Source organism: Neobacillus nitrireducens (genome assembly GCF_030915405.1).
Taxonomy (GTDB): domain Bacteria; phylum Bacillota; class Bacilli; order Bacillales; family Cytobacillaceae; genus Neobacillus.
In genome coordinates this window covers 4,567,272-4,580,580 of record NZ_CP133262.1, presented here as the reverse complement: position 1 = coordinate 4,580,580, position 13,309 = coordinate 4,567,272, and the positions used below count along the sequence as shown (strand labels likewise).

Sequence of the window (13,309 nt, the reverse complement as noted above, 5' to 3'; positions counted from 1 at the left end):
ACACAGAAGTGCCGACAAAGAGTCGGCATTCATCTGCAGAATTAAGGCTTAACCGTCCGTAAATCAATAACCGATTCATCCAGCGCTACCTTTTGAATTGCTACGTTTCCCTGTTGGAAGAGTTCAATTGCATACGGGTGATTTTTATAATCCTCCGCGTAATAAACGGTTTTAATACCCGCTTGGATAATTGCTTTACAGCATTGTAGGCAGGGGAAATGAGTGACATAAATTTCAGCTTCAGCTGTTGGGACCCCAAATTTAGCACATTGAAGCAGTGCATTCATCTCAGCGTGAATCGTTCTAACACAATGATTATCAATTACGTAGCATCCCTTATCAATACAATGGTCTCCACCTGCTATTGAGCCGTTATAGCCTCCAGCAATAATACGTTTATCTCTAACAATTGTTGCTCCCACAGTCAGCCGTGTACATGTGCTTCTTAGTGCGAGTAAATGGCTTTGTGCCATAAAATATTGATCCCACGAGATTCGTTCCACTTCTCCCACTCCCTTTAGAAATTCTTTCACTTAATATTAATAGGGATTGTCCACTTAGGTCAATTAAAGTTTCACTAAATCGCGAGCAAATCTTTGAGTTTGTCGAATGTTTTATCCCCGATACCGCTAATATTTTTCAATTCTTCCACAGCATTAAATGGACCATTTGTATTCCTATATTCAATGATTGCAGCCGCTTTGGCTGGACCGATGCCAGGAAGATTTTGCAATTCCGTTTCATCCGCCTTATTTATATTTATTTTTGCTTCTTTTTGATTACCGCCTGAACCTATTTGGCTTCCTCCCGAAGCCAAAATAGGAGCTCCCCCCTCGCCCTTGGCGGGGATATAAATGACCATTTCATCCTGAACATGTTCGGCAAAATTCACCTGTCCCTGATCTGCCTTGTCCGTTAGACCACCCGCTCTGCTGATCACATCAATAACTCTCTCATTGGCATTTGCCTGATAAACACCCGGAAGTTTGATTTGACCTTTAACATCAACCATTATTTTCTCAGGTATTGCTTGTTGGGTTGCAGGTTTATTCGTTTCTGTTTCTGTTTCTGTTTCCTTTTCTCCTACTTGAGACTTTTCTTCCATACTAATGGAAGTAGTGGGGAGAGGCTCTGGATTCTCATTGACATAAAAATAATAAAATCCTCCGAGTGCAATAATAGCCATAACTAAAACAGGTATCTTGTGTTCAACCAACCAGTCTTTCATTTGAATCCTTCCTTTCTAAAGGTATATTTCACTTACAGATTTCATATGGTTATAAAAGAAACTTGCTTGCGAAGGAGGGTCGGAACAATGAATATAGGCATTATCGGTACTGGAAATATGGGAGGCATGCTGGTAGAGGCTCTAATTGAAGGAAAAGCCATTTCCCCTGCTTCTATGATGATTACTAACAGGACAAAATCAAAAGCAATGTTGCTTAAAGATAAATATAGGGAACTACGGGTTGGAGCGAATCCAAGAGAAGTTGCCGCTGCGTCCGACTTGGTATTTGTTTGTGTAAAACCATTAGATGTATGTAAAGTTCTACATGAAATGAACCTACATTTAAGCGCGGAAAAATGTCTCATTTCCATAACGAGTCCTGTCAGTACAAGCCAAATTGAAAAGTTGGTATCCTGTTCTACCGTTAGAGTCATCCCAAGTATCACGAATCGGGCATTATCTGGGGTGTCATTAATTACCTATGGGGAAAATTGCAGCGATCTTTGGAAAACAAGGGTGGAGAAATTAATTGCTAAGATTGGGGTGCCCTATCAAATTGATGAAAAAATAACGAGGTCCTCCTCTGATATCGTTAGCTGCGGTCCCGCTTTTTTCAGCTATCTTCTTCAGCGTTTTATCCAAGCGGCTGTGAAAGAGACAGAAATTGATGAAGATGCAGCAACGATTATGGCGAGTGAAATGATTGTGGGACTGGGTGAGTTATTAAAGCAAGGGCATTATACATTATCAACTCTGCAGGAAAAGGTATGTGTAAAAGGCGGGATAACCGGTGAAGGGATAAAAGTTCTGGATACTGAGTTCGGAGATGTATTTGAGCACTTATTTCAGGCAACGCAGGCAAAATTTAAAGAGGATCTAGACAAAGTCGAAACACAATTCTCCAATTATTAGGTTTCGCCATTTACTGACAAAATTCCTTCTTTCTCATAAAAAAAAGCCATCTTATTTTAGATGGCTCAGGCTGTCGAGAAACTCTCGACAGCCTCTTATTTTATACAAATACTTTAATAATTCACCGCGTTAATTTGCTATAATATTATTAGTACAAGCTTTGGGACTTGTCTGTTGATTGGCACTCCAGACACTTCGCTTTCCGCGGGCGTGCCGGGGAGCCTCCTCGGCGCTGAAGCGCCTGCGGGGTCTCCCCTGCCCCGTACTCCCGCAGGAGTCTTCGTGTCTTCCGTACCAATCAACAGAGTGTTATTAATAAAGTCTTAATGATCTACCAATATCTAATAAAAAGTGGTGAAATCAATGTTTAAGCCAAAAGAATCTAGCCAAAATGAATATGAATTTGTTTCAATTGATGAATTAGTTCCTGATCATCACCTTCTTCGTTAGATTGATAAATTTATTGATTTTTCTTTCCTTCTTGAAAAAGTTCGTCCGTATTATAGTAATGACAATGGACGCCCTTCCGACCCACTTATTCTATTTAAAATGATGTTTATTGGTTATATTTACGGTATCCGTTCAGAAAGACAATTACAAAGAGAAATTGAAATGAATGTGGCTTACCGCTGGTTTTTAGGTTTGAAGTTCAAAGATCCTGTTCCACACCACACTACGATCAGTTGGAATCGCCAGCACCGATTTAATGATACCGATATTTTTCAGGAATTATTTGATGAAATCGTCCTTCATGCAATGAACCACAAGATGGTAGGTGGTCGTGTCTTATTTTCGGATTCTACCCATTTAAAGGCAAACGCTAATAAACATAAATATACAAAACAGGAAATTGAAGTAGAGACGCGTGAATATTTTGATGAATTAAATAAAGCCGTTGAAGAGGATAGAATAGCGCACGGGAAAAAGCCGTTAAAGGAAAAGGAGGAAAAGAAGGAAACAAAAGAAATTCGAATTAGTACCACTGATCCTGAATGTAGATTTATGTCTCGTGAAAATAACCAGGAAATGTTTTGTTATCTTGATCACCTGACTACTGATATGAAATTTAACATTATTACCGATGAATATGTTACGCCAGGAAATGTTCATGATTCTGTTCCTTACCTAAGCCGTTTGGACCGTCAGGTCCAAAGATTTGGATTTAAGGTAGAGGCTGTGGCACTTGATTCCGGTTATCTCACAAACCCCATCTGCCGGGGATTATCTGACCGAAATATCTTTGGTGTAATTGCCCATAGAAGATTTCATCCTACTACTGGTTTATTCCCAAAATGGAAATTTACATATAATAAAGAACGAGATTTATACGTTTGTCCTAATAATCAGGAATTACCATACATTACAACAAGCCGTGAGGGCAATAAAGAATATAAATCTGATTCGAAGAGGTGTGAAAACTGTCCGCTTCTTTCCCAATGTACACGCTCCAAAAATAAGAAAAAAGTAGTGACTCGTCATGTTTGGGAGGAGCACAAAGAAAAAGTAAGGGAAAATCGCTTATCTAAATCTGGAAAAATGCTTTATAAATTTAGGAAGGAAAAAATAGAGCGAAGCTTCGCAGACTCAAAAGAGCTGCATGGGCTTCGCTATTGCCGGTTACGGGGATTAAAAAAAGCAAGTGAACAGGCTCTCCTTACGGCAGCCTGCCAAAATATGAAAAAGATTGCCACCCACTTAGCCAAGTTGGAAAAATTGTGTGGCGATTCTTCAGGTTGATTTCTCCCTGTTGATTTGCGCGGAAGGCACGAAGACTCCTGCGGGAGTACGGGGCAGGGGAGACCCCGCAGGCGCTTCAGCGCCGAGGAGGCTCCCCGGCACGCCCGCGGAAAGCGAAGTGCCTGGAGCGCAAATCAACAGGACCATTAGCAGGGACAAAAATCAATAATTGGTTTCGGTGAAAAGAAAAATTGCCGAGAAAAGCACCCTTTCTCGACAATCTGAGCCATCTTATTTTAGATGGCTTTTTTACCTTTTTTCGCAACAAAAAAGATTCGTTCTGTTTGTGTTTGGGGCTCCGAATCTTCAAAATCTGCACATACCTCCAACAACTCAAACCCAGCCTCGATTAACCAGATTTTATATTGCTGGACTGAATAGGTTCGTTGAAAATGGAGCTCATCATATCGGTCATACTTCCCTGTCCGTTCATCCAACACAAAAAAACTCAGCTCATGTTCCACACTATTTGGACTTTCTCCAGGGAAACTATTCCAGATGTATGAGACATGATCTCCGCTGGAAGCAAAGGTTTGATTAATGAATACATGTGAAATTTTATAAATGGAATGAACATCAAAAATGAAAATACCTTCATTGGTCAAATGTTCGAAGGCGTTTGAAAAAGTAGCCATCACTTCTTGCTCAGTCTGGAGATAATTTAATGAATCACAAAAAATCCCGATGACATCAAATTCTCCTTGACCCTCTAAATCAGCCATATTCTGCTGAAAAAAGGGAATTCTAACCCCTTCTGCATCAGCCTTTGCCTGTGCCACAGTGAGCATATCCACAGATAAATCGACACCCGTTACTTGAAATCTGTCTTGTGCTAATCGGACGGAGAGTTCACCTGTCCCACATGCGAGGTCGAGCAAGCGGTTTCCCGTAACATTATATTTCACACACCTATCTTTGACAAACTGGACCCACTCATCATAGGGTGCGTCGTTCATTAGTTCATCATAAAGATAGGCAAATTGCTGATAGCTCATGAATTTAGCGCACTATGGATATCTTCCAACGGCGCATCGCCCCATAGACGCTCCAATTTATAATAACTTCTTTCGTCACGATGAAATACATGGGCAACCACATCACCTAGATCAATCAACACCCATCTAGCTTCATCATAACCCTCAATTCTTTTTACGTCATACCCAAGTTCTTGTGCTTTATCTTTCATTTCCTTTGCAATCGCCTGAACTTGTTTATCCGAATTGCCATGACAAATGATAAAATAATCAGCAATTAACGAAATCCCCTGCATATTAAGGGCTAAAATGTCTTCAGCACGTTTGTCATCCGCTGCTTTAACAGCAACTTTTAAAAGTTCTTGATTATCCATTAATCAATCCTCCAGTTTTCTTATAAGGTCATTGTAGGTATAGAATGTTTCAGGGTATACGGTTTGATTCTTTTTCAATAAAAAAATGATCGTATTTTTGACTGCCATTATTAATGCTTTATCTAAATTTTCTTTGGCCACATTTCTTACTTCTTCGACACCCGGAAAATGCCGGCCCGGTTCAATGTAATCGGCTAAATAAATGATTTTATCAAGTAAGGTCATTCCAGGTCTTCCTGATGTATGAAAACGGATAGCTTCCAATACTTCCGGGTCGATAATACCCGCTTCTTTTTCCGCCAAATAAGCCCCTGCAGGCGCATGCCATAATTCTGAATTATATTCAAGCAAATTTTGTGGAAATCCTTGTTCGATAATGATTTCCTTCATTTCATCTTTGGGGCGAAATTTTGCATAATCATGAAAAATCGCAGCTAATTCCGCTTTTTGTTCATCAACGCCATATTGCTTGGCAAGTGCAATCGCTGTCTCCATTACCCCTAAGGTATGCTGATAGCGGTGATCGGTTAATTGGACCTTAACAAGCTTTAATGCCTCTTCACGTTCCATATAAATGCTTCTCCTCGATAAATTGGATGACCGAATCGGGCAGTAAATATCGAACAGTCTTGCCGGTATTTACCCGATCTCGGATCATACTTGATGACACATCCAATGCAGGTACATCTACATAAAGGACAGGGTAGTCTGTTTGACTGCTATATGATGGTCTTTCAACTCCAACAAATTGGACCAATTTAATAAGTTCATCAATTTTATGCCATTTTGGCAGATATTCTATCATATCCGCTCCAATAATAAAGAAAAACTGGTGGTCAGGATACTGTTTATTCATCATCTTCATCGTATCGACCGTATAAGAAGGACCTTGCCGATGAAGTTCCATCGTTTCCACTCGAAAGGCATCATTTCCGCAGGTGGCTAATTCGAGCATTTGAAGACGGTCTTCATTACTAATTGATTCTGATTTTTTCTTATGTGGAGGCTCTTGGTTTGGGAGAAACCAAATTTCATCAAGCTGAAGAGTGGAAAGAACCTCATTTGCAATTAAAAGATGTCCATTATGGGGAGGATCAAAGGTTCCTCCTAATATTCCCACCTTCAACATGCGATCGTCTCCTTATACCATTTTGATTATGGAAGTTTGATTGTTTTCTTTTCTACTGACTCTTTATATAGGACAATGGTATTTCCAATAAGTTGAACAATTTCCGCACCCGTACCTGCAGCTAACTGCTCAGCAACCACTGTTTTATCTTCTTCACAATTTTGCAAAATGCTGACTTTAAATAGCTCTCTTGCTTCGAGTGCATCCGCTACTTGTTTAATCATATTTTCGTTTACTCCACCTTTGCCTACTTGAAAAATAGGATCCAGGTGGTGTGCCTTTGAACGTAAAAAACTTTTTTGCTTTCCTGTTAACATGTTCTTCCTCCTAGTTGTTTTAACACATTATCTTTCATTCTTTCCACATCAGGAAAAATTCCCGTCCATTTTTCAAAAGCAAGTGCGCCCTGATAAACAAACATGTCTAACCCGTTTTGGATGTTTGCTCCATGAAAACGCGCTTCTTGTAAAAATTGAGTTTCAAGTGGATTGTATATGATATCACAAAAGAATGTCTGTTTCCTTATATTTATTAGTTCAATGGGCTTCACACCAATTTTTGGGGACATGCCTATCAGTGTGGTTTGGATAACTAAATCATATTCCCCCATGGACTGGCTTGCCTCATTAAACGAAATAGCGCTAGATGAAACGGAGTATGGACAGTCCTTGATAAGTTCTTCGGCTCTCTCTATTGTGCGATTGGCAATGTTTAATACGTTGGGACTTTCCTTTGCTAAAGTAAAATAGATCGCTCTCGCTGCCCCTCCTGCTCCGATTATCAAAATCTTCTGGTCTGCTATTTTAGGCAGGAATGCATTTAAGCCTTTTAAAAAACCAGGACCATCTGTATTATAGCCAATTAGCTGACCATTTTCATTTACAACTGTATTCACCGCCCCTATGTTCGCGGCTAATTCATCAATGCCGTCCAGAAAGGGAATGATATTACTTTTATGTGGTACAGTTACATTAAAGCCACCGACGCCAAGCGCCTTTAATCCCTTGACAGCATCATGTAAATCCGCATCCTCCACTTGAAAGGGCAGATAGACGGCATCAATATTATAATATGAAAATAAATCATTGAGCATAACCGGAGACATACTATGCCCGATTGGATTCCCCAAAACAGCAAATAATTTCTTCACCTATATTCCCCCCCACCCGTGGTAGAACTTTCTTCCCTAACCTTAACGATTTCTATTTATATTAAGGATTTTCGAATTAATGCTTGTACACCTTTAGGCACGTAGGCCGCCACTTTTGCACCCGCCTCATTCACTGTAATCCATCCAAGACCTGAGAAAACGATATCTGTTTTTGCCTCTTTTACAATAAACTCCTGTTTTACAAGCTCTGGAAAAGAACCTACTTGTTCGATACGGGGTGGTGTCAACATTTCCCCCACATGCTTTTCATAGAGTTCATCCGCATTCTCGATTTTTGTTCGGTGTATATTTAATTCATTGGAAACATAACAAACAAACGATCTGCGTCCGCCACTGATATAATCAAAGCGGGCCAATCCTCCAAAGAACAAGGTTTGACCTTCATTTAATTGAAACACCTTTGGCTTGATTTCTTTCTTAGGAGTGATAATTTTCAAATCGCTCTTATCTACAAAATGCGCCATTTGATGATGGTTGATAATTCCCGGTGAGTCAATTAAGAATTTTTCATCATCCAGAGGAATTTTGATAATATCCAATGTCGTTCCTGGAAAATGGGAAGTGGTAATCACATCGTCTTCTCCCGTTACTTCTTTAATAATTCGGTTGATAAACGTTGACTTTCCAACATTAGTACAACCAACCACATAAACGTCTTTCCCATTTCTATATTCATCAATGGCCGCCGCCGTTTCCTTAACAAATAAGCCTTTTGCTGCACTTACAAGGAATACATCTTCTGGCTTTAACCCAAGTTCTTTCGCCTCGTGCTTCATCCAGTGAATTAATTTTCCATGCTTCACCGATTTTGGCAGCAAATCAACTTTGTTGCCGACAAGAAGAACTTTGTTCCCGCCAACAAAGCGGTGTAAACCAGGAAGCCAACTGCCATTAAAATCAAAAATATCGACAATCATGACAATTAAAGCATCTGACTTACCCATTTCATTTAATATTTTCAAAAAATCATCATCCGTTAAGCTTACATCTTGAACCTCATTGTAATGCTTGAGGCGAAAACATCGTTGGCAAATAATCATTTCCTTTTCCAAAGCTGATGACGGGGCATATCCTAGTTCCTCTGGGTTATCTGTTTGAACTTTTACTCCACAACCCATACAAATATATTGATGTTCACTCACACATTAGTCCTCCCATTGAAGCATACCTTTTTTTCGAAACCAATTTAAAATTCTTCTTTCAGCAAACCGATTAAACTTTGTCCAGAAGCCGTCCGTCTGGGCAACAGGGACAACCAGGATGGTATGAAATCCACCCCGGTTTCCGCCAAGTACGTCTGTCAGCAGCTGATCGCCAATTACAACTGCCTCTTCTTTTTTTATACCCATTTGTGAAATTGCTTTATGAAAAGCAATGGCAAATGGCTTTCTGGCCCTAAAAATAAATGGAATTCTCAGAGGATCCGAAAAAGCCTTTACTCGTTCTTCATTATTATTAGAAACAATTGTCACGAGGATATTATGTTTTTTCATTTCCTCAAACCATTTAACTAATTGAGGAGTAGCAAAGGGACGGTCCCATTCTACTAACGTATTATCTAAATCCGTAATGATCCCTTTAACTCCCTTAGCACTTAACTGTTTAGGCGATATATCAAGAATGCTTTTCACATGTTCATTCGGTAAAAATTGTTTTAACACTAAGCTTACACCTCATTGAGTTCTAAATAAAATCATTCAATATCTTTTTACTTGTACCATCATAACCAATTTTAACCTTTGTTTCAAAGATTAAATGTATTTTGTTAATAAGCTTATTATTCATCAAAACATGATAATAAATGATTTTTAAATATAATTGCTCCTAAAAATAAAACTAGGGATACTCAAAAATTTGGCGATATTTATAAAACAAAAAAATATTTTTCGACAAACATCCCCATTTCCAACGGTTGTGGATAAAGTTATTAACATTATACCCATTGAATCATCCACTTTTCATCCTTTTATAAACAAAGTAATCACAAGTTATCCACTAGAACCTGTGGATAGTTAGAACGATTGTTCTATAGGAATAAATTTGGTAGATTTAGGGTACACCAATTGAACATACCATTTTATGTTTATGTTTCCTATATTAGAACACTTTATTTTCATAACGGAGGTGGATTCTGCCGTGCGGAAACTATCAGATGAATTATTAATCGAATCATATTTTAAAGCCAGAGAATTAAACTTAAGCCCAGATTTTATCGGACTCATTGAGTCAGAAATGCTTCGTCGTTCCTTATACCATAAAATAAAAATGTCATCATAAAATTTGTACGAGCCCTTTTAGGGCTTTTCTTTTTGTTCTCACTCCACGCCAAGTCATTATTTACAAATTTCTAAATACCCCAATTTTTTCTCCCACTTTAATTTCCTTCGGGGTTTGAAGCGTTGAATCTATTTGAAAAATATCCTTTTCGAACAACAGGACAACGGTTGAACCGAAACTAAAATAAGCCATTTCTCCGCCCTTTTCCAATTCTGATCCCATATGAGTGGTTTCAATTGAATTCACAAACATAGCCCCAACCTTCACAATAGAAACATGTCCAAAGTCCGTTTTAACTTCTGTTATGACTCGATAATTCTTAGCAAGGGTTCGAACGCCATATTTTAGACCCAGCCTATTAACTGGATAGGATTTTGCCCCAAGTGTCCATTGTTTGGTGACTATGCCATTGACAGGGCTGTGAATTCGGTGATAATGGCTGGGGCTTAAATAAAGAATCATATATGTACCACTTAAATATTTAACTAACAGTTCATGATTTCCCAGCATTTCTTCAATCGAATACGTCTTTCCTTTAACAAGGATGTCACTCGTTTCCGTAATCGGACCTACATCCTCGATCACCGCATCCACAGGACTAACCACTGTATTATTACCTTTATCAATTTTTCTTGCCTCTTTTTTCAATGTCCTCACAAATAAATCATGAAGAGTAGGATATTCTGACAACCCTTTTTCCATTTCTTCCTGATTTAAATGATATATTTTAGCGAAGGATGGTACCACGAAACGGCTAACAGGTGACCGCGCAAACCTTCTTAAAATTCCTGATGTCCACCTCCCATTTGTTAACTCAATCATTAGTCGATAAAAGCTTTCGATCATCTAATTACCCCCAAATAGTGTAAAAATACTCTTTACGAAAAGACATAAAACGCTTAAAATTAAATATTATAGAGTAATTAAGAAATTGTTTTCCCTTCTGTCTGTAAAAAAGGAGTGATGTGGACCATGTTTTTGTTGGAAGTACTTGATCAAACAATTAAAAAACTGAAATCGCAAACAGCAAATGTTATTACCTTAACAAACTTATCTTTGGGTGGATTTGCAATTATATTCGGGCTTCATGGAAATTTAAGATTAAGTCTGTTGCTAATTTTTATTGCTGCACTGGCCGATCGGTTTGATGGCATGATTGCTCGAAAATTCAATATTGAATCTGAACTAGGAAAACAATTAGATTCCATGAGTGATATTATATCATTTGGTGTAGCACCTGCACTATTACTATATCAAGGAATTTTGTTTGAATTTGGCGGACCGGGTTCATTTTTTACCGTTTTCTATATTGGTTGCGGCGCATTCAGATTAGCTCGCTTCAATATTACCGAAAGCAACGGCTATTTTACTGGTTTACCGATTACCGCAGCAGGTTGCTTGGTAACCTTAAGCTTTTTAGCCATTCCTTATATCCCTTCCCAATCGTTCTTATTTATTACCATCATTCTATCATTCCTAATGGTCAGTCCATTTAAACTAAAAAAAGTCTAGAAAAAGCATTAGAGCATCAATCCTGCCAATGGTTGATGCTCTTTTCTTTTTCAAAAAAGTGATCTCCCAAATAAAAAGTGTTGATGGACAGACACAATTTCCCTTTTCCTTCATAGGAATTAATAATAGGCTTATAGCTAAAGAAAACACGCCGACTGGCGAGCCTTAAGGCGAAGACAGAAGCGAAGACAGAGGCGATGTTGCACTTATGCGTTCAGAATTTATGAAAATAAATTCTGATTAGCCAAAAAAGACGGGGGTAGATGTGGATGTCTGGAATCTTAACAGCTCTCGGATATTTAATGAAGGAATTCTTATTTCTTGTTTCTTATGTAAAAAATAACGCCTTTCCTCAGCCCCTATCTGCCGCAGAAGAAAGAAAATATCTTCGATTAATGGCAGAAGGAGATGCCCATGCGCGTAATATGTTAATCGAGCACAATTTGAGATTGGTCGCGCATATAGTAAAAAAGTTTGAAAACACCGGGGAGGATTCGGAAGATTTAATATCAATCGGAACCATTGGTTTAATCAAGGCCATCGAGAGTTACTCAGAGGGGAAAGGTACAAAGCTTGCCACCTATGCGGCTCGATGTATAGAAAACGAGATATTGATGCATTTACGAGCTCTTAAGAAGACTAAAAAAGATGTTTCCTTGCACGATCCAATTGGTCAGGATAAGGAAGGAAATGAAATCTCATTAATTGATGTGCTTAAATCTGAATCTGAAGACGTGATTGACACCATTCAGTTAAACATGGAGCTTGAGAAAGTGAAAAAGTATATTGAGGTGCTGGATGACCGCGAAAAGGAAGTCATAATTGGGCGATTTGGTCTGGACCTGCAAAAAGAAAAAACACAACGGGAGATTGCTAAAGAATTAGGAATATCACGAAGTTATGTCTCAAGGATTGAAAAACGTGCTTTAATGAAAATGTTCCATGAATTCTATCGGGCTGAAAAAGAAAAGAAAAAGAAATAAAAAAACAGAGCTGGGTCTTACTCCAGCTCTGTTTTTCCATTTTGCAATGGAGAACTCCATTTCATTCCACCATCAATAGATTCATATAAATCATTTTTATAGGTGGTGAAGGCCATTTGGTTTGGATCTTTTGGATTTACCGCTAAGTAAGTAATTGGATTTTCATAATCAAGAAATGGAATAGCAATATTTTTTTGTTCGCCCGTGGCAGGATTTATCGTTTTTAATCGTATCTTCTCGTTTTCGACACTTGAAAATACAATGGTTTCCCCGCTAAATGTAAGGGCCGTAATCATCACTGGATTTGTTATCAGTTTCATCGTGTTTCCATTATCGATTGAATAATAAATACCAGACCTTGTCGACATTGCGATGGTATCGTCATTTTTCGGCTGAACTGCAATCATCCCGTATGAATCTGCTCCAAAATCCTTTAATGCACTTTTTTTCCATGTGTCCCCATTATCCGTAGAATAGTTCAAGCCTTTCCCAAGGCTATCGTTCGGGTTTTCTTTAATGACATAAAGGCTTTTTCCTGAATATCCGGCCCCCACGAAATGAAATAGCGACTCACCATAGAAAGATAATTTACTAAAGGTTTGACCCTTATTAACACTTTGAATGATACCGAGTGGGTTCTTTAGGCCCAATCCTTTTTGAGGCTGACCACTGGCAATAAAACCAGCACTAACTGCTTGAAAGCCATAGTACTCATGTTGGTTCGTGGATGTTTCATACCACTTTGACTCATTATACATTTTTAAGCCCTTATCTGTAGCCACATATAAAGCAACATCATTTCCTGGATAGCCAATACCAAAAATCTGACCTACATTTATTGGTTTTGCATGGATGATATCATAGTCTACTTTAGTTATCTTTTCTTGTTTTGGCTTCTTCTGTTCTTGGCTCTTATCTGTACAGCCTGCTGCCAATATCAGCATGATTCCTGTCAATACAGCAAGAAAGCCTTTGTTTGTAATCTTCACTATTTCCCCTCCATAAAAATCTA

The 13,309-nt window shown here is 38.6% G+C and carries 15 protein-coding genes and 2 pseudogenes; 5 read left to right on the top strand and 12 right to left on the bottom strand.

Going from position 1 to position 13,309, the window contains the following annotated elements:
* Positions 1–56: 56 nt before the first annotated feature.
* Together RCG22_RS22270 and RCG22_RS22265 are read right to left on the bottom strand one after the other, a co-directional pair.
* Positions 57–503: pseudogene (locus RCG22_RS22270) on the bottom strand (ComE operon protein 2); the annotation flags it as partial.
* Between the two features lie 74 nt (positions 504–577).
* Complete coding sequence (locus RCG22_RS22265; RefSeq protein ID WP_308104749.1) at positions 578–1,228, bottom strand: helix-hairpin-helix domain-containing protein; 651 nt, start codon at positions 1,226–1,228, stop codon at positions 578–580.
* Between the two features lie 87 nt (positions 1,229–1,315).
* Here RCG22_RS22265 and comER point away from each other — a divergent pair, with 87 nt between their 5' ends.
* Both comER and RCG22_RS22255 read left to right on the top strand, forming a co-directional pair.
* On the top strand, positions 1,316–2,140 hold the full coding sequence (comER, locus tag RCG22_RS22260) for a late competence protein ComER (protein WP_308104748.1): 825 nt from the start codon (positions 1,316–1,318) through the stop codon (positions 2,138–2,140).
* Positions 2,141–2,503: 363 nt separating this feature from the next.
* A pseudogene (locus RCG22_RS22255) lies at positions 2,504–3,877 on the top strand (IS1182 family transposase).
* 236 nt (positions 3,878–4,113) lie between these two features.
* Here RCG22_RS22255 and RCG22_RS22250 read toward each other — a convergent pair.
* Genes RCG22_RS22250 through RCG22_RS22215 form a run of 8 tightly spaced genes read right to left on the bottom strand, consistent with a single transcriptional unit; the run spans position 4,114 to position 9,186 of the window.
* On the bottom strand, positions 4,114–4,872 hold the full coding sequence (locus RCG22_RS22250) for a class I SAM-dependent DNA methyltransferase (RefSeq protein ID WP_308104747.1): 759 nt from the start codon (positions 4,870–4,872) through the stop codon (positions 4,114–4,116).
* Positions 4,869–5,225 (bottom strand): ribosome silencing factor, encoded by a 357-nt coding sequence (gene rsfS / locus RCG22_RS22245; protein WP_066257733.1) that lies wholly within the window; start codon positions 5,223–5,225, stop codon positions 4,869–4,871. The genes RCG22_RS22250 and rsfS overlap by 4 nt, the downstream gene beginning before the upstream one ends.
* 3 nt (positions 5,226–5,228) lie before the next feature.
* The gene (gene yqeK / locus RCG22_RS22240) at positions 5,229–5,795 is read right to left on the bottom strand and encodes a bis(5'-nucleosyl)-tetraphosphatase (symmetrical) YqeK (RefSeq protein ID WP_308104746.1); all 567 of its coding nucleotides are present in this window, start codon (positions 5,793–5,795) and stop codon (positions 5,229–5,231) included.
* A complete protein-coding gene (locus RCG22_RS22235; RefSeq protein ID WP_308104745.1) occupies positions 5,785–6,354 on the bottom strand; it encodes a nicotinate-nucleotide adenylyltransferase in 570 nt (189 codons plus the stop codon). Before RCG22_RS22235 ends, yqeK begins: the two co-directional genes overlap by 11 nt.
* 26 nt (positions 6,355–6,380) lie before the next feature.
* Positions 6,381–6,671: a ribosome assembly RNA-binding protein YhbY gene (yhbY, locus tag RCG22_RS22230; RefSeq protein WP_098259599.1), complete on the bottom strand. Its 291-nt coding sequence runs from the start codon at positions 6,669–6,671 to the stop codon at positions 6,381–6,383.
* Entirely contained in the window at positions 6,665–7,504 is an 840-nt protein-coding gene (aroE, locus tag RCG22_RS22225; protein WP_308104744.1) for a shikimate dehydrogenase, read from the bottom strand. The genes yhbY and aroE overlap by 7 nt, the downstream gene beginning before the upstream one ends.
* Before the next feature lie 56 nt (positions 7,505–7,560).
* The gene (gene yqeH / locus RCG22_RS22220; protein ID WP_308104743.1) at positions 7,561–8,667 is read right to left on the bottom strand and encodes a ribosome biogenesis GTPase YqeH; all 1,107 of its coding nucleotides are present in this window, start codon (positions 8,665–8,667) and stop codon (positions 7,561–7,563) included.
* 3 nt (positions 8,668–8,670) lie between these two features.
* The gene (locus tag RCG22_RS22215; RefSeq protein ID WP_098259602.1) at positions 8,671–9,186 is read right to left on the bottom strand and encodes a YqeG family HAD IIIA-type phosphatase; all 516 of its coding nucleotides are present in this window, start codon (positions 9,184–9,186) and stop codon (positions 8,671–8,673) included.
* A 475-nt stretch (positions 9,187–9,661) separates the two neighbouring features.
* Here RCG22_RS22215 and RCG22_RS22210 point away from each other — a divergent pair, with 475 nt between their 5' ends.
* Complete coding sequence (locus tag RCG22_RS22210) at positions 9,662–9,802, top strand: sporulation histidine kinase inhibitor Sda (RefSeq protein ID WP_098259603.1); 141 nt, start codon at positions 9,662–9,664, stop codon at positions 9,800–9,802.
* 60 nt (positions 9,803–9,862) lie between these two features.
* Here the strand turns inward: RCG22_RS22210 and RCG22_RS22205 are convergent, their stop codons facing one another.
* A complete protein-coding gene (locus RCG22_RS22205; RefSeq protein ID WP_308104742.1) occupies positions 9,863–10,648 on the bottom strand; it encodes a phosphatidylserine decarboxylase in 786 nt (261 codons plus the stop codon).
* 126 nt (positions 10,649–10,774) lie between these two features.
* Between RCG22_RS22205 and pssA the strand changes: the two genes are divergently transcribed.
* Together pssA and sigK are read left to right on the top strand one after the other, a co-directional pair.
* Entirely contained in the window at positions 10,775–11,314 is a 540-nt protein-coding gene (gene pssA / locus RCG22_RS22200; protein ID WP_308104741.1) for a CDP-diacylglycerol--serine O-phosphatidyltransferase, read from the top strand.
* Positions 11,315–11,583: 269 nt separating this feature from the next.
* Entirely contained in the window at positions 11,584–12,297 is a 714-nt protein-coding gene (gene sigK, locus RCG22_RS22195) for an RNA polymerase sporulation sigma factor SigK (protein WP_098259606.1), read from the top strand.
* A gap of 17 nt (positions 12,298–12,314) precedes the next feature.
* Here the strand turns inward: sigK and RCG22_RS22190 are convergent, their stop codons facing one another.
* Positions 12,315–13,286 (bottom strand): F510_1955 family glycosylhydrolase, encoded by a 972-nt coding sequence (locus RCG22_RS22190; RefSeq protein WP_308104740.1) that lies wholly within the window; start codon positions 13,284–13,286, stop codon positions 12,315–12,317.
* Positions 13,287–13,309 lie beyond the last annotated feature (23 nt).